Origin of the sequence: Streptomyces sp. NPDC019531 (assembly GCF_044903305.1) — a bacterium.
Lineage (GTDB): Bacteria > Actinomycetota > Actinomycetes > Streptomycetales > Streptomycetaceae > Streptomyces.
Window position 1 is genome coordinate 120,345 of record NZ_JBJDQL010000013.1, and the last position, 20,420, is coordinate 140,764.

Annotated in this window: 13 protein-coding genes and 3 pseudogenes; 9 read left to right on the top strand and 7 right to left on the bottom strand. The window is 71.8% G+C overall.

The window, feature by feature from the left end:
* Positions 1-128 precede the first annotated feature (128 nt).
* The 3 genes from ACI2L1_RS18230 to ACI2L1_RS18240 all read right to left on the bottom strand — a co-directional run bounded on the left by ACI2L1_RS18230 (position 129) and on the right by ACI2L1_RS18240 (position 7,586).
* Positions 129-1,493, bottom strand: coding sequence for an FAD-dependent oxidoreductase (locus ACI2L1_RS18230; RefSeq protein ID WP_404740325.1), 1,365 nt, complete (start codon positions 1,491-1,493; stop codon positions 129-131).
* A gap of 133 nt (positions 1,494-1,626) precedes the next feature.
* Entirely contained in the window at positions 1,627-4,416 is a 2,790-nt protein-coding gene (locus tag ACI2L1_RS18235; RefSeq protein WP_404740326.1) for a SpoIIE family protein phosphatase, read from the bottom strand.
* A 146-nt stretch (positions 4,417-4,562) separates the two neighbouring features.
* A complete protein-coding gene (locus ACI2L1_RS18240; protein WP_404740327.1) occupies positions 4,563-7,586 on the bottom strand; it encodes a SpoIIE family protein phosphatase in 3,024 nt (1,007 codons plus the stop codon).
* A gap of 149 nt (positions 7,587-7,735) precedes the next feature.
* Here ACI2L1_RS18240 and ACI2L1_RS18245 point away from each other — a divergent pair.
* From ACI2L1_RS18245 to ACI2L1_RS18270, 6 genes and pseudogenes are all read left to right on the top strand, one after another.
* Positions 7,736-8,420 (top strand): annotated as a pseudogene (locus ACI2L1_RS18245) (transcriptional regulator).
* 43 nt (positions 8,421-8,463) lie between these two features.
* Positions 8,464-9,641: pseudogene (locus ACI2L1_RS18250) on the top strand (DSD1 family PLP-dependent enzyme).
* A gap of 227 nt (positions 9,642-9,868) precedes the next feature.
* The gene (locus ACI2L1_RS18255; RefSeq protein WP_404740328.1) at positions 9,869-11,671 is read left to right on the top strand and encodes an acyl-CoA dehydrogenase; all 1,803 of its coding nucleotides are present in this window, start codon (positions 9,869-9,871) and stop codon (positions 11,669-11,671) included.
* 209 nt (positions 11,672-11,880) lie between these two features.
* A pseudogene (locus ACI2L1_RS18260) lies at positions 11,881-12,156 on the top strand (phospholipase); the annotation flags it as partial.
* Positions 12,157-12,252: 96 nt separating this feature from the next.
* On the top strand, positions 12,253-12,606 hold the full coding sequence (locus tag ACI2L1_RS18265) for an ArsR/SmtB family transcription factor (protein WP_404740329.1): 354 nt from the start codon (positions 12,253-12,255) through the stop codon (positions 12,604-12,606).
* On the top strand, positions 12,599-13,237 hold the full coding sequence (locus tag ACI2L1_RS18270) for an SRPBCC family protein (protein WP_404740330.1): 639 nt from the start codon (positions 12,599-12,601) through the stop codon (positions 13,235-13,237). Before ACI2L1_RS18265 ends, ACI2L1_RS18270 begins: the two co-directional genes overlap by 8 nt.
* A gap of 18 nt (positions 13,238-13,255) precedes the next feature.
* On the opposite strand, the gene ACI2L1_RS18275 is transcribed toward ACI2L1_RS18270, so the two are convergent.
* Complete coding sequence (locus tag ACI2L1_RS18275) at positions 13,256-13,867, bottom strand: lipoprotein (RefSeq protein WP_404740331.1); 612 nt, start codon at positions 13,865-13,867, stop codon at positions 13,256-13,258.
* A gap of 49 nt (positions 13,868-13,916) precedes the next feature.
* Here ACI2L1_RS18275 and ACI2L1_RS18280 point away from each other — a divergent pair, with 49 nt between their 5' ends.
* Positions 13,917-14,738 (top strand): maleylpyruvate isomerase family mycothiol-dependent enzyme, encoded by an 822-nt coding sequence (locus ACI2L1_RS18280; protein WP_404740332.1) that lies wholly within the window; start codon positions 13,917-13,919, stop codon positions 14,736-14,738.
* Positions 14,739-14,866: 128 nt separating this feature from the next.
* A complete protein-coding gene (locus ACI2L1_RS18285; protein ID WP_404740333.1) occupies positions 14,867-15,391 on the top strand; it encodes a hypothetical protein in 525 nt (174 codons plus the stop codon).
* A gap of 166 nt (positions 15,392-15,557) precedes the next feature.
* Here the strand turns inward: ACI2L1_RS18285 and ACI2L1_RS18290 are convergent, their stop codons facing one another.
* Genes ACI2L1_RS18290 through ACI2L1_RS18300 form a run of 3 tightly spaced genes read right to left on the bottom strand, consistent with a single transcriptional unit; the run spans position 15,558 to position 19,081 of the window.
* The gene (locus tag ACI2L1_RS18290; RefSeq protein ID WP_404740334.1) at positions 15,558-16,121 is read right to left on the bottom strand and encodes a hemerythrin domain-containing protein; all 564 of its coding nucleotides are present in this window, start codon (positions 16,119-16,121) and stop codon (positions 15,558-15,560) included.
* A gap of 51 nt (positions 16,122-16,172) precedes the next feature.
* Positions 16,173-16,619 carry a hypothetical protein gene (locus tag ACI2L1_RS18295; protein ID WP_404740335.1) on the bottom strand — a complete coding sequence of 149 codons (447 nt, stop codon included), beginning with the start codon at positions 16,617-16,619 and terminating at the stop codon, positions 16,173-16,175.
* A complete protein-coding gene (locus ACI2L1_RS18300; protein WP_404740336.1) occupies positions 16,616-19,081 on the bottom strand; it encodes a molybdopterin oxidoreductase family protein in 2,466 nt (821 codons plus the stop codon). Before ACI2L1_RS18300 ends, ACI2L1_RS18295 begins: the two co-directional genes overlap by 4 nt.
* Positions 19,082-19,222: 141 nt before the next feature.
* On the opposite strand from ACI2L1_RS18300, the gene ACI2L1_RS18305 reads away from it, so the two are divergent.
* Entirely contained in the window at positions 19,223-20,413 is a 1,191-nt protein-coding gene (locus ACI2L1_RS18305; RefSeq protein ID WP_404740337.1) for an amidohydrolase, read from the top strand.
* Positions 20,414-20,420 lie beyond the last annotated feature (7 nt).

Here is a 20,420-nt window from a genome sequence, read left to right on the forward strand (position 1 = left end):
CCGTGTCCGCCCGCACGGTCGCACGGACACGGGGGGAACGACCGGACGACGACCGGGGTTCCGTGAACAGCGGAAAGCCGGCCGTGCCGCCCCCGAGGGGCAGCGGCACGACCGGCGTCGCGTTCGGATCAGGCGCCGCTCTCCCGCAGCATGTCCTCGCGCTCGACGAGCTTCACGCGCTCACGGCCCTGCGGCTCGCCCAGCGCCTTCTCGGCGGCGTCCAGCTTGTACCAGCCCTCCCAGGTGGTGAAGCGGACGTTCCGCTCGGCGAGGAACGCGTCCACGGCCTCGGGCTCGGGCGAACCCGGCGTCTGGAGACGGTCGTTCGCGAAGTCGTCCAGGAGGTTCGACACGGTCTCGTTGGCATCGCCCTTGGTGTGGCCGATCAGGCCCACCGGGCCGCGCCGGATCCAGCCGGTGACGTACGTCGACTGCAGGTGCTCGCCGCTCTCCTGCATGACCCGGCCGCCCTGGTCCGGGACCGTGCCCGAGTCGATGTCCCAGGGCAGCTTGGGCAGCTTGTCGGAGAGGTAGCCGACCGCGCGGTAGACCGCGGTGACGTCCCAGTCCTTGAACTCGCCGGTGCCCTTGACATTGCCGGTGCCGTCGAGGGCGGTGCGCTCGGTGCGCAGACCGACGACCTGGCCGTCCTCGCCGAGGATCTCGGTGGGCGACTCGAAGAAGTGCAGGAACAGCTTGTGCGGGCGGTCCCCGACGTCGCGGATCGCCCATTTCTCCAGGGTCTTGGCGACCATGTCGGCCTGCTTGTTGCCGCGCCGGGTCTCGATCGAGCCCTCGTCGTAGTCGATGTCCTCGGGGTCGACGATGACCTCGATGTTGGGGGAGTGGTCCAGCTCGCGCAGCTCCATCGGGGAGAACTTCGCCTGCGCGGGGCCGCGGCGGCCGAAGACGTGGACCTCCAGCGCCTTGTTGGCCTTGAGCCCCTCGTGGACGTTCGGCGGGATCTCGGTCGGCAGCAGCTCTTCCGCCGTCTTGGCGAGGATGCGCGCCACGTCCAGGGCGACGTTGCCGACGCCGAGCACCGCGACCTTCTCGGCCTCCAGCGGCCAGGTGCGCGGCACGTCCGGGTGGCCGTCGTACCAGGAGACGAAGTCGGCGGCGCCGTACGAGCCGTCGAGCTCGATGCCCGGTATGCGCAGCTCGCGGTCGGCCGTCGCGCCCGTGGAGAAGATCACCGCGTCGTAGAAGGCGCGCAGGTCGTCCAGGCTGATGTCGGTCGGGTAGTCGACGTTGCCGAACAGCCGGATCTGCGGCTTGTCGAGCACCTGGTGCAGGGCCGTGATGATGCCCTTGATCCGGGGGTGGTCCGGCGCCACTCCGTAACGGATCAGTCCGAACGGGGCCGGCATCCGCTCGAAGAGGTCGATGGAGACACCGGGTTCGGCGGCCACATCGGACTTGAGCAGCGCGTCGGCGGCGTAGATCCCGGCGGGGCCGGCTCCGACGATGGCTACCCGCAGGGGGCGGGGCATGATCAGGTTCCCTTCGAGCGGTGACAGATCAACTCGACGGAAGCCTAAGCTAAGGCAAGCCTAAGTCGGTACGCGGGTCCGACCTATGGACCCATAAGATCACTTTATGAGCGATCGCCGGGCTCAACCTCGCTTACGGCAGCGGTTGTTCCGCCCAGATCACCTTGCCCGCCGGGGTGTACCGCGTCCCCCAGCGCTCGCTCAGCTGGGCGACCAGGAACAGCCCTCGTCCGCCCTCGTCGGTCATCGCCGCGTACCGAAGATGCGGTGAGGTGCTGCTGCTGTCGAAGACCTCGCAGACCAGGGAGCGGTCGTACAGCATGCGAACGTGGATGGGGTCGCCGCCGTAGCGGATCGCGTTGGTGACGAGTTCGCTCACGATCAGCTCCGTGGTGAACGCCAGATCGTCCAGGTCCCAGCGGGCGAGCTGCCGGGACACGGTGGACCGTACGTTCGAGACCGCCGCCGGGTCCGCGGGGACCTGCCACTCGGCGATCCGGTCGGCGGGGAGCGCCCGGGTGCGCGCCACGAGCAGAGCGATGTCGTCGGTGGCCCGGGCCGGCGGCTGCGCGTCCAGCACGGCCCGGCAGGTGTCCTCGGGCGAGGGGCCCGCCTGCTCCAGGGCCGTGCGCAGCAGTTCCAGACCTACGTCGATGTCGCGCTCCCGGTCCTCCACCAGCCCGTCCGTGTAGAGCACCAGACGGCTGCCCTCGGAGAGGTCGAGGTCGACCGTCTCGAACGGCAGGCCGCCGAGGCCGAGCGGGGGCCCCGCGGGCACGTCGGGATACTCGACGCTGCCGTCGGGGTGGATGAGGGCAGGCGGCGGATGGCCGGCCCGGGCGATCGTGCACAGCCGCGACACCGGGTCGTAGACGGCGTACAGGCAGGTCGCGCCGGTGATGGGGGACTCGCCGCTCTCCTCCGCCTCGTCCTGGTCGATGCGGGCGACCAACTCGTCCAGCAGGGCGAGCAGTTCGTCGGGCGGCAGATCGAGGGCGGAGAAATTGTGCACCGCCGTGCGCAGTCGGCCCATCGTGGCCGCGGCGTGCAGGCCGTGCCCCACGACGTCGCCGACCACGAGCGCCACCCGCGCACCGGACAGAGGCAGGACGTCGAACCAGTCGCCACCCACCCCGGCCTGCGCGGGCAGGTACTTGTAGGCGATGTCCAGGGCGTCCTGCTCGGGCAGCCGGCGCGGTAGCAGACTGCGCTGCAGCGTGACCGCCATGGTGTGCTCACGGGTGTAGCGGCGGGCGTTGTCGATGGAGACCGCGGCCCGGGTGACGAGTTCCTCCGCGAGGGCGACCTCCTCGGTGTCAAACGGCTGGGGCTTCTCCGAACGCCAGAAGCTGACCGTGCCCAGGACGAGGTTGCCGGCCCGCAGAGGGACGGAGATCAGCGAGTGGATGCCGTACTCGACGACCTGGGCAGAGCGCTCCAGGTCCTGCGCGCGCCACCCGGTGGCCTCGGCGAGGCGTGCCTCCAGAACGGGTCGGCCGCTGCTGATGCCGCGGGCCTGGGGCGCGGAGTCGACCAGGGGAATCTGCTCGCCGACCTTGTACAGCGGGGCGTCGTTGCGGATCCCGCTGAGCGCGGTGCGGCGCAGCGTGGTCGCCGCCTCGGGCTGCCCGCCGCTGAGCACCGCTTCGAAAAGGTCCACGGTGACGAAGTCCGCGAACCGCGGCACGGACAACTCGGCCAGTTCCTCGGCGGTGCGGGTGACGTCCAGGTTCGTGCCGATGCCCACCGTGGCGTCGTACAGGATGTCGAGGCGCTCGCGGGCCACCTCGGCGCGCCCGGACAAGGCGCGCAGTTCGGTCGAGTCGCGCAGGGTGGCGACGCTGCCGGGCGGGCCGCCCTGGATGTCGGTGGGCCTCTGGTTGACCGCGAGGAGGCGGTCCTTGACCCGGTGCACCTCATCGGTGGCGACCCGCCCGGAGGCCAGCAGCCCGGCGGTGTCGGCGGCGAGGCCGAGGTCGAGGACGTGCCGGCCCTCGGCGTCGGCGGGCAGGTCGAGCAGCCGGTGGGCCTCGTCGTTGGCGAGCAGCAGCCGGCCCTCGCCGCCGACGATCAGCACGCCCTCGCGTACCGCGTGCAGCACCGCGTCGTGGTGCTCGTACATGCGGGTCATCTCGTGCGGGCCCAGACCGTGCGTCTGACGCAGCAGACGTCTGCTGACCAGCGCCGTGCCGCCGGTGGCGAGGGCCAGCCCCACGGCGGCGGCCGTCAGGAGCAGCGGCAGCTGTTCGTCGGCGGTGCCGCCCACCTTCGCGGTGGTGATGCCGGCCGACACCAGGCCCACGATCTTGCCGTCGGCGTCCTTGACCGGCACCACGGCCTGCACGAGCGGTCCGATGGTGCCGGTGATGTCCTCGGTCACCACACGCCCGGCGAGCGCAGGTGCGATGTTCCCGACGAACTTCTTGCCGATGCGGTCCGGCTTGGGGTGCGTGTAGCGGATGCCGTCGGTGTTCATGACGACGATGAAGTCCACGTCGGTCGCGAGGCGGGCCGCCTCGGCGCGCGGCTGGAGCACCGTAGAGGGATCGGGGCTGATCAGGGCCTGCGCCGTGCCCGGGGCGTTGGCGAAGGCCTCGGCCACCGCCACCGAGCGGTTGCGGGCCTCCACCGTGCTGTCGTGCCGCACCTGGAGCACCAGCGCCACCACCGCGGCCACGACCAGCAGCAGGACGATCACGACCTGCAGAACGAACACCTGTCCGGCCACGCTGCGCCCGCCGAGCGCCGCCCGCAGGGCCCCCGGCCCGTTCCGCGTCCGGGCTCCGTCGCGCTCCACCCGTGTGGGCGAATTGCCCCGAAGCGGCCCCTCGTGCTGGTCTGGAGCGCGATCGGGTGCCGGTGGGCGGGGGCCGCCGGGGCGACGGGACGACCCGCCCCCGGAGCGGCCCGGGAGTCGGACCATGTGCCCATGTCTACACTGCCGCGCCCCAGGAGGCGAGGGGCGTCACAGGGTGTGACAGAACACAAGAACAGGGACGGGCATGCGGGGATGCACAGAACAGGGACGGGCATGCGGGGATGTGGGGACGCGGGGACGCGGGGGCGTCCTCAGTGTGACCCGGACGGTGCCGTGCGCCGGGTGGCGAGCAGCAGCGCGATGTCGTCGGGTCGGTCCAGGGCGTGCCGGGCGATCGCCGTGAGCCGGTCCGCCACGCCGGCCAGGAGGCGTCCGCCCGGCCGGGCGGCGGGCGCACCGGCCTTCGCAAGGGCCACGCGCAGCGCGGTGATGCCCTCGTCGATGTCGCCACCGGGCCGTTCCACCAGTCCGTCGGTGTAGAGAGCGAGGATCGCGCCGGGCTCCATCTGCAGCTCGGTGACCGGGTAGCGGGCCCGCGGGTCCACACCGAGGACGACCCCGCCGGGCAGGTCCAGGACCCGGGTGCGGCCGTCGGGTTGGCGCAGCAGCGGCGGCGGGTGCCCGGCACGGGCGGCTCTGGCCACCCCGGTGGCGGGGTCGAGCCGGATGTAGCAGCAACTCGCGAACAGGCCGGGGTCGAGGTCGATGAGGAGATGGTTGGTGCTGCTCATGACCTCGTCCGGCGGCCGATCGCCCAGCGCGAACGCCCTGACCGCGCTGCGCAGCTGGCCCATGGTGGCCGCCGCCTGCACGCCGTGCCCCTGTACGTCCCCGATGACCAGGGCCAGCCCGTCACCGGACTCGACGACGTCGTACCAGTCCCCGCCGACTTCCATCCCCTCGGTCCCCGGCAGATAGCGCCCGGTGGTCTCCACCAGCGGGTGCGCCGACAGCCGGCGGGGAAGGAGCGCCTGCTGGAGGCCCCGCGCGAGCGCGGCCTCCGACTCGTAGCGCTGCGCCTTCTCCAAGGCGTGGGCGATGAGTCCGGCCAGCGCGGTGAGCACGGTGCGCTCCTCGGTGGTGAAACTGCGTGGCCGGTCGAAGCCGAGGATGCAGGAACCGACCGGCCGCCCGGAGGCGATCAGCGGCAGAAAGGTCCGGGCGCCCTCGGTCGCGTCCAGGGCGATGCCGGGGTAGGCGGCCGTCAGCTCCTGCATCGAGTCGAAGAACAGCGGCCGGCCGCTGGTGAGGGTCTCCACGCCGGGCAGGTGCGCGTCCAGGGCCACGCCGTCGAAGGGGGCGAGGAAGCCCTTGGGGAAGCCGGTCTCCCACTCCAGGTAGAGGTGGCGGTCCTGGAGGAGGTAGATCGCGAGTCGGCGGCCGCCGAACGCGGGCAGCAGCTCCCGCATCACCACCGCGGACACCTGGCGGGCGGTGACCGCCTCGCTCAGCGCGATGGCCAGGGCGATCGGCCGGTACAGGGGCGCCAGCGGACTCGCGCCCGGGTCGGACACCTCGGCCGGTCCCTGTCCGGCGGGACTGTCGTTGACACGGCTCGCGGGCCGGACCGTGCAGGTCAGCCGGTCAGGACCGGGATACACGGACAGGGCGAGCCAGTCGCCTTCGTACGGCTCCGGGGCGGGCTCGGAGTTCTGCGCGGCCTGCCCCCGGCCGGCGGTCCGGTCGGGCGGCTCCGGCTCGACGTTCCGGTCGGGCGACGGTGTTTCGGTGCCCTGGGCGGGCGGCTGTGGCTCGGTGTCCGGCGTGGGCGGTCGCGCCCCGGTGTCCTGTGCGGCTTCCTGTGGTTCGGCGTCGTGTGTGGGCGGTCGTGGTTCGGCATCTGGTGTCAATGACGGTGGTTCGGCATCCGGTGTCGACGACGGTGGCTCGGCATCTGACGTCGACGACGGTGGCTCGGTGTCCGGCGTGCGCGGTCGTGGCCCGGTGTCCTGTGCGGCTTCTTGTGGTTCGGCGTCGCGTGTGGGCGGTCGTGGTTCGGCATCCGGTGTCGATGACAGTGGCTCGGCATCCGGCGTCGACGACCGTGCCCCGGTGTCCTGTGCGGCTTCCCGTGGCTCGGTGTTCTGGGCGGATGGTCGTGACGCGGCATCCGGTGTCGACGACCGCGATGCGGCATTCGGCATGGACGGCCCTGACGCGGCATCCCGCATGGACGGCCTTGCGAGATGGAAGTGGACCGGGTCCGGTGCCAGGAGTGCCGCCCGCAGATGGTCCTCGAAGTCGGGGCGGGCCAGCCACGGCACGGCCTCCCACAGGTCGCGGCCGACCAGTTCGACGCGGGGACGGCCCAGGAGCTGGGCGGCGCGCGGATTGGCGTAGACGACCAGGCCCAGCCGGTCCAGGCAGAACACGCCGTCGGGCAGCAGGTCGGCCGCCGAGTCGGCGGTGGGGCCGGTTCCCGGGGCCACGACGACGCCGCGGACCGCCGGTGCGGCGGGCGGGTCGTAGGCGTTCCACAGGTCCAGCAGGCGCAGTTCGCCGTCCTCGGCCCGCAGGTAGAGGGGCAGGGCCGGGGGCCGGCCCCCGGCGGTGTCCCGCAGGCAGGCCAGGATCCGGAGCGCGTCGGTGGGGGCCACGGCATCGGCGAACGCCTCGACGGTGCCGGAGAACTCGGTGGGCGGCACTCCCAGGAGGGTGTGGAGATCCTCGTCCAGGGTGATGGCGGACGACTTCGGGTCCCAGGCGAAACGTCCGGTGCGCCCCACAGAGGCGGAAGCCGTCGGCGGCCGCAGGTACAGCGGCTCGCCGTCCCAGACGACCTGGTCCGCGTCCGCGTGCTCCAGGGCCCGCAGCGCCGCACCCAGTTCCTGGGCGAGCCGGATCACACGGTCGCGGTCGGACAGCACCTCGGCGGCGTCCGCGACGGCCGGGCGCAGCACCGTCAGTACGCCGTAGGTCGTCGAACCGCCCACGACCGGCACATAGAGCGAGCCGAACTGGAACGGCAGCCCGGCCGCGAACTGGGGGTAGCGGCGCATGGTCTCGGTGGCGTTCGGCAGGACCACCTGGACACCGAGCCGGTAGGCGTCGGCGACGGGGAACGGACGGTCCGAGTGCAGTCGCCACCAGGGGTGGAACAACGGCCCTGGCAGCCCCGACAGGACGGCGAGCCGCAGCAGTCCGGGCGTGCGGGAGCGCAGATAGACCCCTCCGGCGTGGCCGCCGGCCGCACTGATCGCCTCTGTCGAAGCGTCGATCAGCAGCGCCGCCAGCCGCCCGGCCGTGGGGTGTGCGTCCCTGACGCTCCCAGTCATCGGCCCCACCTCGTCCGTGCGCCGTCCCGCGGGCGACACAGCAAGAATGCGCCACAAGGGCACCGGCCCGCACCCGGGCGGCCCATATGTATACCGCGGTCGCCCGGTTGGACAACGCTCCGCCGGACACTTGGATTGTCTGTCCAGAGATGGATAATCGGTCCATTCGACTCCCCCGGGGAGGTGCGGCGGTTGTGGACGGCGTCGTTGACGGTGTGGACGAGCACCTCATCGGTGAGGCCGAGAAGATCGCTGTCGCGCTCGGACGTATGTTCCCGGGCCTGTGCGAGGTGGTGCTGCACGATCTGCGGGACCCGCGGCAGGCGATCCGGGCGATCGAGAACAACCTCTCCGGCCGCCGGGTCGGGGACTCCGCGACGGAGCTGGGACTCGCCCGTATCGCCGACCCGGGGTATCCGAGCGTCATCCAGAACTACCCGAACCGGGTTCCCCGACGGTCGCCCGGTCAAGAGCACGTCCATCGGGATCAAGAACGCCGCGGGCGAGTACGTCGCGGCCCTCTGTCTGAACCTGGACGTGTCGGTGCTGTCGCCCGTGACGCTCGCGCTGTCCAACCTCGTGGCCACGGACACCGAGCACCGCGAGCAGCCCCTGGAGACCCTGCGGGACCGCAACACGCGCGAACTGCGTCAGGCGGTTGAGGAGTTGGCCGCGGAGCGCGCCGCGACACCCCGGTCCCTGAGTCGGCAGGGCAAGAGGGCACTGGTACGGCAGCTGCACCAGGACGGCTACTTCGACTCGCGGGATGCCGCGCAGACCATCGCGGACCTGCTCGGCGTGTCCCGGGCGACCGTCTACAACTACAGCAAGTGAAGGACCCCCTCGTGACCGCCGTGAAGAAGACGGACATCTCCCAGTGATCCCCGAGAGCCTCCCCGCCGGCGTCGCCGCGCGGACACTGGCCGATCCCGACACCCCGTTCGCCGTCGTCGACGTCCACAGGACCAGGCGCAACATCGAGCGACTGGCGGCGAGGGCCGACCGGCTCGGCGTCACCCTGCGCCCCCATGTGAAGACCGCCAAGAGCCTCGACGCCGCCGCGCTCCTGCACGAGGGCGACAGGTCCTGCCCGGTCACCGTCTCCACCCTGGCCGAGGCGGAGGCGTTCGCCGACGGCGGCTACCCGGACATCACCTACGCCGTGGGAATCGACCCCCACAAACTCCCGCGCGTCGTCGCCCTGTTGCGCCGCGGTGTCACCCTGCGCGTACTGCTGGACAGCGCCGAGCAGGCGGAGTTCGTCGCCGAGGCGTCCCGCCGCTCCGGACTCCCCGTCCCGGCCCAGATCGAGATCGACTGCGACGGCCACCGCGGCGGCCTCAGGCCCGAAGCCCCCGGGCTCGTCGGGATCGGGCGCATCCTGCACCGGGCGGGCTGCCTGGACGGCGTGTTGACTCATGCGGGCGAGTCCTACTTCTCCCACACCGCTCAGGACCGGCGTCTGGCCGCGAAGAACGAACGCGACAGTGCCGTCGCCGCGGCCGAGGGCTGCGTGCGGCCGGGCTGCCCGTGACCACCGTCACCGTCGGTTCGACTCCCACCGCGCACGCCGCCGAGGACCTCACCGGCGTCACCGAACTGCGCGCGGGCAACTACGTGTTCTTCGACCTGGTGATGTCCGGCCTCGGCGTCTGCGGCGTCGAGGACCTGGCCCTGTCGGTCGTCGTCACCGTCATCGGCCATCGCCCCGAGCACGGCTGGATCGTCACCGACGGCGGCTGGATGGCCATGTCCCGCGATCGCGGCACCGCCGCCCAGGCGCAGGACCAGGGCTACGGCCTGGTCGCCGACCTCGCCGGAAACCTCATGCCGGGCCTGGTCATGACGGCCGCGAGCCAGGAACACGGCACCCTCACCGCCCGCGACGGCACCCACCTGCCCGACCTGCCCATCGGCACCCGCCTGCGCGTCCTGCCCAACCACGCCTGCGCCACCGCGGCACAACACCACGGCTATTGCGTCGTCGACGGCTCCCTGTCGACGGACGACGCGCCTGCGGTGCAGGGCTTTTGGGGCCGCGTCAGCGGGTGGTGATCCCGTTACGGCGCGCCGCCCGGACGGACCGACACGCCCGAGGGGGAACCGATGTTGGTGTCGCGTACAGGCGTAGAGTGCGCCGCGGGCGGGGAATCACCCTTGTGTGGATTGTGACTTGTGGTATTGGAGCGGCCGTTTAAGGGGTAACTACCACCATGAGAGGGTGTTCAATCGTGGCGATGATCATGATGTGATCAGGTCGTGACTCGGGCTACGTTGCCGCTGTGATCACCTCTCAACTCCCCGTAACCTCCCCGCCGCTGACCGAGACCGCCGCACTACGGCACCTGCTCTTCGACGCACAGGTCGAGATCCACGAGCCCTGGCGCCGACTGTTCAGCTCCGACGTCTTCGCCTATCGCGAAGGGCTGACGCACCAGGAGCGCACGGAACTCTCCTATCAACGCCTACGCACGGTGAACGCGGCGGTGCCCGATCCGCAGGCCCTGGCCCGTGACCCGGTCGCCCTGAGCGCCCTGCACGAGTGGTCCGGAGCGGTGGACGCCGGCCTGACGACGATCGCCAGCATCCACTACAACCTGTTCCTCGGCAGTCTGCTCGAACACGACCGCGACGGGCGGGACCTGGGCCCCTACGTGCGGATGGAACGTATCGGCACCTTCCTGTGCACCGAGCAGGCGCACGGCAACGACGCCCCCCAGATGGAGACCACCGCGACTTTCGACCGGGCCACGGGCGGATTCGTGCTCACCACCCCGACGCTGGGTGCGCGCAAGTGGATGCCCAACACGTCCACCGCCGGCGGCCCGAAGGACGCCCTGGTGGCCGCACGCCTGATGATTGACGGGAAGAACGAGGGAGTATTCCTCTTCCTGACCCCGCTGACCGACGCCAAGGGGCGCCATCTGCCGGGCGTGGAGGTGGAGTTGCTGCCCCAGACGGCCAGCAGCCCCGTCGATCACTGCGCCACCTCCTTCCACGGGGTCAGGCTGCCGCGGACGGCCCTGCTCCAGGGCGAACACGGCCGGCTCACACCCGAGGGCGAACTCGTCTCGACGCTGGGCAGCCCCCGCAAACGGTTCCTGCGCTCCATCGGCCGTGTCACCACGGGCAAGCTGTGCATGAGCGGCTACAGCCTGGGAGCGACCCGGCACGCCCTGGCCGTCGCCGTACGCCACGCCCACCAGCGGGTCACCTCGGGCATGACCACCGGACAGCGGGTGCCGCTGTTCAGCCATCGCACCCACCATGCCCCGCTCGTGGAGGCACTGGCCACCACCTACGCCGCCACCCTGCTGCAGCGCGGTGTCGTACGGCGATGGACGCGGGCGTCCGAGGGCGAGCGCGAGGAGGCCGAACGGCTGGTGGCCATCGCCAAGGGCTGGATCACCTGGCAGGCCAGGGCCGTGATGACCGAGTGCCGGGAACGCTGCGGCGCACAGGGCCTGTTGCTCTCCAACGGGATCGCGGGGCAGCTCGCGGCGAACGAGGGCTCGATCACCGCGGAGGGCGACAACACCGTCATCTGGGTCAAGGCGGCCGGGGAACTGCTGATGGGCGGCTTCACCCCCGTGCCGGCCAGCGAGGTGCCCCCCGCCACCCGGAGCCTGCACGACCCGGTGTACCTGCATGATCTGCTGGGGGACCTGGAACGAATACGTCACGAGCGGGCCCGGGTGCGACTGCGCGCCAAGCGGGTCGGCTCGCCCCTCGATCGCTGGAACGGCGCCTCCGGCGCGGCCCTGTCCCTGGTGGACGCCCATGTCCACCGGCTGGCCGCGCAGGAACTCCTCGCCGCGGCCGCGCAGGCCGCCGATCCGCAGGCGAGTCTCCTTCTGGACCACCTCCACAGGTTGTTCGCCCTGCGTTACGTGGCCGCGCACAGTGGTGAACTGCTCGCTCACGAGCGGCTGACCGCAGAGCAGGTCCGGTACCTGCCCGATGCGCTGGAGGCGACCGTCGCGGCGCTGGCCCCGCACGCCCTGACACTTGTCGACGCGTTCGCCGTGCTGGAGGAGGTGACGGCGCACCATCCCATGCTCCGGTCCGAGGTGGTACCGGCGTGACCGTCTCCATCACGTCCTGACCGGTTCAGCGGGACCGAGGGCCGCCGGAACCCCGTCGGCCCTCGTGACGTGACGACGTACGCCGTCGAGCCGCCCGATCAAGGCAGTTGCCACCCTTCGCCCAACGCGAAGCAATCGCGAGCACCACGCATGTCATGGCTTGGCCAAGTCCTTGGTGCACGTTGGCCGCATGTTCACCAGCTGACCCCGCCGAGGCCTTCGACCATACCTCCGCGTTGCAGTTCCCGGAGCGCTTCATCGGGGTGGCCGAGCGCAATGTCACCGACTGGCGGCGGGACATGTTCGGCGACTTCACCTCCGCCTTCCGCTTCTCGCACGCCACCCGGCGCCCGCCGCGCCTGCCCGACGACACGGCGGAGCAGCTGGGGAAGGCCAAGGAGGAGGTGGCCGCCCTCCCCAAGCCCGCGCTCCCGGGCGACCAGACCTTCCCGCGCCAGGAGCGGGGACGCCGCCCGCAGGTGTGAGCCCGAGTCATCGCCCCGGGCCGCGGAATACTCCGCGGCCCCGGGCTGCTGTCTAAGCCTTGGCTTATATAAGTGACGGGTGGCATAGTGGGTCACATGCACGCGTTCGACGTTCTCGGGGATCCGGTCAGGCGCCGGATATTGGAGCTGCTCGCCTCAGGCGAGCAGGCGTCGGGCCAGGTCAGTGCCGTGATCCGGGAGGAGTTCGGGATTTCCCAGCCGGCTGTCTCGCAGCATCTGAAGGTGCTGAGGGAGAGCGGCTTCGCCGCTGTGCGCGCCGACGGCAACCGGCGGCTGTACGCCGTCGAGACCGCACCGCTCAGGGAGGTGGACGCCTGGCTGGAGCGCTTCCGGGGTTTCTGGGACCAGCGGCTCGACGCGCTCGGAACGGAGCTCGCGCGCGGGAAACGCGAGCGCAGGCTGCAAGGAGAGGTGAGCCAGGATGAGTGAGATCGCCGACGAGATCAACCGACTGCACCGGCGGGTCGGCACCCGGCAGGTGGACTCCGGCGAGGCCCGGACGGTCCTGTTGCGCCGTACGTACGACGCCGAGGTCGCCGACGTATGGGACGCCGTGACGTCCCCCGACCGGATCGCGCGCTGGTTCATGCCGGTCAGCGGCGAGCTCAAGGTCGGCGGCCGCTACCAGCTGGAGGGCAACGCCGGCGGCGAGATCCTTGAGTGCGTCGAGCCCGAGCGGCTGAGGGTGAGCTGGCTGTACGGACCCGACCCGGGCTTCAGCGAGGTCGAGGTGCGGCTCACGCCCGAGGACGGGGAACGGACGGTCCTCGAACTCGAACACGTGGCGGTCGTACCGGACGAATTCTGGGACCAGTTCGGGCCCGGTGCCGTCGGGGTCGGCTGGGACCTGGGGCTCTACGGGCTCGCCCTGCACCTGGCGGGCGGCGGGCTGAGCAAGGAGGAGGCCGCGACCTGGCACACCACCCCCGAGGGCAGCGCCTTCATCACCGGCTCCGGCAAGGCATGGGGCGAGGCCTACGCCGCCTCCGGCGCGGACGCGGAGACGGCGGCGAGGACGACGGCCGCGACGATCGCCTTCTACACCGGCACGGAGGCCTGACGCCGCCGCGGCCGAGGCTCAGGCGATGCGCAGAGTGCGCTGAGCGAGTTCGTACGCCGGGAGCATCTCCTCGTGCTCCTCGGTGTCCAGTCCGCCGAGATGCACCACCACCGGGCCGTCCGCGGTGGTGACGGCGAAGGCGCTCTCCTTCTTCGACTCGTCCAGGAGTTCACCGGTGTAGAGGTACTCGACCTCGACACCGGTGAACTCCCCGGCCTTGAAGGAGCGGTACTGCGCCTTGCTCGCCCCGTCCTCGGCCGCCACGAACGCCTCCAGCACCTTCTGCGTGTCGTCGGTCCCGGGCTCACCGGCCCATACGCGGAGGTAGCCGATGTTGCCCGCGGGCTTCGCGTCGACCTCGCACGCGAGGGAGACCGGGCCCTGACGCAGCGGAGCCTCGACGGACTCCGCCGTCCAGCTCTTCGCGATGTCGAAGGTGACGGGCAGCTCGCAGGCCGAGCCGACGGCACCCATCGTGCCGCCGGTCGCCGCCGTCGTCGAGGACGGGCGTGCGGACGGCGTGGAGGCTCCGTGCGCGGTCTCCTCGCCATCCGAACAGCCCGCCAACACACCTGTCAGCAAAGCGACGTGGGCCATCCGACGCCAACTGTTCCCCGCCCCGACCCGCATGGCCGTGTCTCCCTGTATTCAGTAGTGGTTCCGCGAGGAGTCAGGTTAGGTGGCAGGGATAACGAATCGAGCGGCGACGGGGGAAGCGTTGTTGGGCTTCGACGAGTACTGCGCGGCGATCGTCGCCCAGACCGACCTGCTCGCCCGGCATGCCGCGGGCGCGGACCCGGCAGCCGCGGTGCCCACCTGCCCCGGCTGGGACCTCGGCCGGCTGCTGCGGCACGTGGGCGGCGACCACCGCTGGGCCGAGGAGATCGTACGGACCAGGGCGACCGAGCCGATCGACGACGGCTCCGTCAACGACCCGGCCGCCTACGCCGACCTCGACGACACCACGCTCGGCGACTGGCTCGCCGAGGGCGCCACCGCACTGGCCGACACCCTCCGGGCGGCCGGGCCGGAGGTGCGCGTATGGACCCCCGCCGACGAGGACCTGGTCGACCAGTCCGCGATGTTCTGGGCCCGGCGCATGACGTACGAGACCCTGCTGCACCGCGCCGACGCGACCCTGGTGACCGGCGCGGAGTTCGTGGTCGAGGAGCGCCTCGCGGGGGACGCCGTGGAGGAGTGGCTGGAATTCTCGACCGTGCCCGAGGCCTACGGACCCCTGCCGGGAGTACCGGACCTGCTCGGCCCCGGCCGTGCGCTCCACCTCGACGCGGGCCGGGCCGGGGAGTGGCGGCTCGACCTCACCGGAGAGCGGCCGTCATGGCGACGCGGGTCCGGCGGGGCGGTCGTGAGCGTCCACGGGCGGGTGCCGGACCTGCTGCTCTTCCTCTACGCCCGCCCGGCCCCGGGAATCGTCACGCGAGGCGACTCGGAGCTGCTGGACCTGTGGCTGCAGCGCAGCCGGTTCTGGCTGGAGGCGTAGGTGCGCGAAGGGGGCCGGTGTGGCCGAAGCCACGTGCCGGGGGCGGCCGGAGCCATGTCGTCCTCCCATGTCCCCGGCTACCGTTTTGTGCAGTCCCCTCTCCCACCAGCAGCTCGGGCGGCCCCGCAGTGCAAGCAGATCTCTCCCCGGTCATCGCGGCGACCGCCCACTGGCTGACCCGCGCCTATCCGCCCTCGGGCGGCGCTCTCGCCGCAGCACTGTGCGAGGTGCAGGCCCGGCAGGCCGTGACGGTCGCCGCGTGGCTGCGCTATCCGACGGCGATGGACGCCGCGCTGGTCGGCATTGCGGGCCCGGGAGGCTCCGCTCGCCTCGACTGGGTCACCGGCGCGGACGGCACCGACCTGGACACCGAGGACCACGCCTGGCGCACCTGGGTGGACGAGGTCGTGGCCAGCTGGGCGGCCTGTCTGCTCGCCGACCCCGACCTGGCCGGACTGGCGGTGGCCGACGTGGCCCTGGGCGAGCACGAGGCCGGCACGCCCGCCGAGTTCCGCCGTCTACTCACCCCGGACGCGACCGACCGGCGCGCTGCGGCCCTGCTCCGCCACCCCGATCTACTGGCGTCCGTGGCCGGACTGCACCGGGGTGGGCTGCTCGACCGGTTGGGGTCGGGTGAGGCGCTCGTCGCCTGAGGGTGCGCCGCCGCGTCTGCGCTGGGTGTGACCGACCGGCGCGCGGCGCCCCTTGCTGCGCCACCCCGACCTGCGGGCGTCCGTGGCCGGACTGCACCGAGGTGGGCTCCTCGACCGGTTGGCGTCGGGTGAGGCGCTCGTCGCCCAAGGCGGGCCGCCGGGCGCTTCAGCTGTGCTTGCCCCGGCCCGACAACGCGTCCCGCAGCCGGTCGATCAACCCCGCTCCCGGTGCCAGCAGCTTGTTCGCCGGGGGAGTGTCCGGGGCCGACGGGTGCGGGCGGGTCGGCGCGGTCTTCTTGGCGCGGCGGACCTGCTCGCCCAGCTTGTCGAGCTCCTTCTCCGAGCATGCGGCCCGCAGCTGCGGGAAGAGGGTCTGCTCCTCGTCGGCGATGTGCGAGCGGACCTCGCTCATCAGCATCCCGACGAGCCGGTCGAACTCGGGATCGTCCGCCTCGCAGCCCTCCAGGTCCTTCATCAGCTGCTCGGCCCTGGAGTGGTCCTCGATCTCCCGGTCGGCCATGGTGTTCCCGTTGACCAGGTGCTCCCGCACCGCCGGGTAGAGATACTCCTCCTCCGCGACCGAGTGCCGAACCAGCTCCATGGTGGCCTGGTCGGCGTACACCTTGCGGTTCTTCTCACCGGGCGGCAGCGCCTCGATCTTCCCGAACAGCTCCTCGACCTCGCGGTGATCGGTCACCAGCTCGTCGATGACGTTTCCTCCGTGTCCCATGTTCTTCACCTCCGGCCCCCGAGTGCCCTCGACCGCCTCCCCTACGCCTGGTCACAGGCTCGTCAGGAGCTGCGGGGACAGTTGCTTGATCAAGGTGTTGGTCCAGCGCAGCTGCCGCAGGGTCTGCGGGTGGCAGGCGGACGCGAGGCTCAGCAGCTGTTCGTCCCGGGTCGCCTGGGCGGCCTGCGCGAGCATCTCCCAGTGCAAGGAGTTCTCCGCGGCGGCCAGGTGCAGGGCACGCAGGTCGTGCAGGAGCAGCGGTCCCTCGGGGGCCGGGGCGGGTGCGGGCCCGGGTGCGTCGTCGAGGCTCAGCCCCTCGCCCGCTGCGAGGTCGGCGAGCCGTCCGGCGTGTTCGCGCGACCAGTCGGCGAGGTCGGTGGCGACGTGGTGAACCTCGTGCTCCTCGGCGTGCCGCTCGGCCACGGCCAGCAGGTCCCGAGCCAGCTGCCGCTCGCCGTGATGCAGGGCTCGCACCACCAGGGCGATGCCGTCCTTCATGACGCGCCTCCCGACACCCGGTCCTGCGTCGCGTACGCCTGCCGCCCACCGGTCGTGGCCGGCACCGAGGCGGCGCCCGCCGGGGCCGACGCCGTGGTGGTCGGAGCCGGTGCGTGCCGACCGTCCGCGCGGGCGATGACGTCGAGTGCGGCGGCCGCGGTCTTGAACAGCGGCTGCTTGGACGCCGGATCCCAGTCGGTGATCGTCGTCTCGTTCGCGGCGCGCCCCGGGCCACCCCCGTCGGGACCGTCGCCCTCCTTCGTGTCCCAGTAGCCGTAGTGGAAGGGCACGAACAGCAGCCCCTGACGGATGTCCGTCACGCGCAGCCGCGCCTCCAGGCCCCCGCGAGCGGTGGAGACCCGCACCAGATCGCCTTCGCCCAGACCGAGACGGGCCGCGTCCACGGCGGACATCTCCACCCACACCTCGGGCGCCGCCTCGTCGAGCTGGGCCACGCGCCCGGTCTTGGTGCGGGTGTGGAAGTGGTAGAGCGTACGACCCGTCGACAGCTGGAACGGGTAGCGCTCGTCCGGCATCTCGTGCGGCTCGACGTAGGAGGCGGCCCTGAGCACCGCCTTGCCGTCCGGGTTGAGGGAGCGGTACTCCACCGGGTCCACGGCGGCACCGGTCTCCAGATCCTTGCCGTAGCTCTCGCAGTCGTCCGGGTGGGCCCAGGTGATGCCGTCCGTGTAGAGGCGTGCGGTGCCCTGCGGGGTGCGGTCGGTGCACGGCCACTGGATGCCGCCCGCGTCCCGGAGGCGGTCGTACGAGAGCCCGGTGTAGTCGCACGGCCGTCCCGCACTGCACCGCTTCCAGGCCTCGAACGCCTCCTCCGGTCCCCGCCAGCCGATCAGCGGTCGGCCGTCCTTGTCACGGAAGGCCATGCGCCGCGCGTAGTCGAGGAAGATCTCCAGGTCGGGCCTGGCCTCGCCGGGCGGTTCGACCGCCTTCTCGCACAGGTGGACGGTCCGGTCGGCGTTGGTGAGGGTGCCGGTCTTCTCACCCCAGGTGGCGGCGGGCAGCACCACGTCGGCGAGCCGGGCGGTCTCCGTCAGGAACAGATCCTGTACGACCGTGAAGAGCCGCTCCTGCGCCAACAGGGCGCGGATGCGGGGCAGTTCCGGCAGTGACACGGCCGGGTTGGTGCCGCTGATCCAGAGCATCCCGATCGACCCCTGCTCGGCATAGCGGAACATCTGCATCGCATGAGTCGGAGGCGCGAAGTGCGGGATCGTGGACGGCTCGACGTTCCACACCCTCGCCAGGTCGGCGACATGGGCGTCGTTCTGCCAGTTTCGGAAGCCCGGCAGATCGCCGTCAGCACCGCATTCGCGGGTGTTCTGCGCGCTGGGCTGGCCGTTCATCTGGAGCACACCCGCGCCCGGACGGCCCAGCATGCCCCGGATCAGGTGCAGGTTGTTGACCTGCACGGCCGCCGCCGTGGCCTGGTGCGCCTGGTAGACGCCCTGGAGGACCGTGGACAGCAGCGCGTCCGTCGTACCGACCAGTTCGGCCGCCTCGGTGATCCGTGCGGCCGGTACGTCACAGATGTCCGCGGCCCACCCGGGCGTACAGGACGCGACCCGCTCGGCCAGCTCCTCGAAGCCGACCGTGTGCGCCTCGACGAAGGCGTGGTCGACCCGGTCATGGCGGATCGTCTCGTGCAGCAGGGCGTTCAGCAGCGCCACATTGGTGCCGACACGCGGTGCCAGGTGCACCGTCGCGTGCCGGGCCACCTGGGTCGGGCGGGGATCCACGCACAGCAGTCGCGGCGGATCGACGCCCGCCAGCCGGTCCAGGACCCGCGCCCACTGCACGGTCTGGGTCTCCGCCATGTTGTGCCCGAACAGCGCGATCACGTCGGCGTGGTCGATGTCGTCGAAGCTGCCCGGCTGTCCGTCGCAGCCGAACGACTCCTTCAGCGCCTCGGCCGCGGTCGCCGTGCACAGCCGCGTGTTGCCGTCGAGATGGTTGGTGCCGATGCCCGCCCGCGCGAGCACCGCGAGCGTGTAGTACTCCTCCAGGAACAGCTGCCCACTGGTGTAGAAGCCGATCGACCCGGGCCCGCGCTCGTCGAGCAGCTCCCGGGTGCGGGCGGCCACCAGCTCCATCGCGGTGTCCCAGTCCGTCTCCACCAGATGCCCGGCACGCCGTACCAGAGGCCTGGTCAGCCGGTCCGGCGAGGCGTTCGCCTGCCAGCCGAACAGGTCCTTCGGCCCGAGCCTGCCCCGGTTGACCCGGTCCGCCACCCGTCCCCGTACGCCTGCCATACGGCCGTCCACGACGGCGATGTCCATGGCGTCACCGCCGGAGTGCAGGAGCGAGGCCGCCCGCACCCATGTCTGCACGGCGTCCGGCTCCACACCCTCCGCGAGATAGCTGTCCACCCTGGCCGACCACGGCTCGTGGCGCCGGTACGGCACCCGGGCACCCCATGGATCGGCGATCCGGTCCGCCTTCATCGGGGCCTCCCTGACTGCGCTCGCTGATCGCTCCTGAGTACCCGTGACCCGGTCCCGTTAACGACGCCTCAGGGTGTTAGGCGGGCCGCACGATGGAACCCGGACCGGGACACAGTCGTACGAGGCTCCCGGGAGGCCGATGTGACCGACGCCGTGGACGAGGTGCTCGCGCGGGTGCGCGGGGAAGTGGCCGCACGGGCGGATCGGCTCTGGGACATGGCGCGGATGCTGCACTCCGACCCGGAGTACGCCTTCGAGGAGCACCGGGCGGCGGCACTGCTGTGCGGGGAACTCGAATGGGCGGGGTTCGAGGTGCGGCGGGACGTGGCCGGACTGCCCACCGCCTTCACGGCACGCTCCGGAACCCGAGCCCGCCCGGCGGTGGCCCTGCTGCTGGAGTACGACGCCCTGCCGGGCCTCGGCCATGCGTGCGGCCACAATCTGATCGCCGCGGCGGGACTGGGCGCCGCCCTCGCCGCGCGGGCAGTGCTCAGCCGGGAGGCGGGGACCGTGTGGGCCGTCGGCACCCCGGCCGAGGAGGGCGGCGGAGGGAAGGTCGCCGAGACCGACGCCGGTGTGTTCGACGACCTCGACGCGGCGCTCATGTTCCATCCCGGCGTGCACAGCTGGCAGTGGGCGCCGCTGACCGCCCAGGCCCAGTATCGGGTGGCCTTCCACGGGCGCGCCGCCCATCCGACGGGGAACCCCACCGAGGGGATCGACGCCCTCGCCGCGCTCATCCAGCTGTTCAACACCCTGGCCGTGATCGGACGCAGGCTGCCCGAGGGCTCGCATGTACAGGGCATCGTCACGGAGGGCGGCAGGGCGACCAACATCGTTCCCGAGTACGCCGAGGGCCTGTTCGGTCTGCGCGCGGTGACGACGGCCGCGCTGGAGGACCTGGCGGGAGAGCTGCTCACCTGCGCCCAGGGGGTGGCGCGGGCGATGGGCACGACGGTCACGGTGGAGCGCGCCACGCCCAGGTACGAGCACTTCCGGAACAGCTCGGTGCTGTCGGACCGCTTCGCCCGGCACCTGGAGGGGACGGGGATCGCGATGACACCGCCCGCGCCGGGCGTCTACCTGGGGTCCTCCGACGTCGGCAACGTGAGTGGGCGGGTGCCGGCCATTCACCCGTTTGTGGCGATCATGGGGGAGGAGGGCTCCGACCACACGCTCGAGTTCGCGATCGCGGCCGGCTCGGAGCGTGGCCGTCAGGTGATGCTCGCCGCCGCCGAGGCGCTGGCCTGCACCGCGGTGGAGGTTCTGCTCCGCCCGGAACTGCGGGACGAGGCGTGGGAGGGCCACGACCGGGCCACCGTCCGCAGCTGAGGTGCTG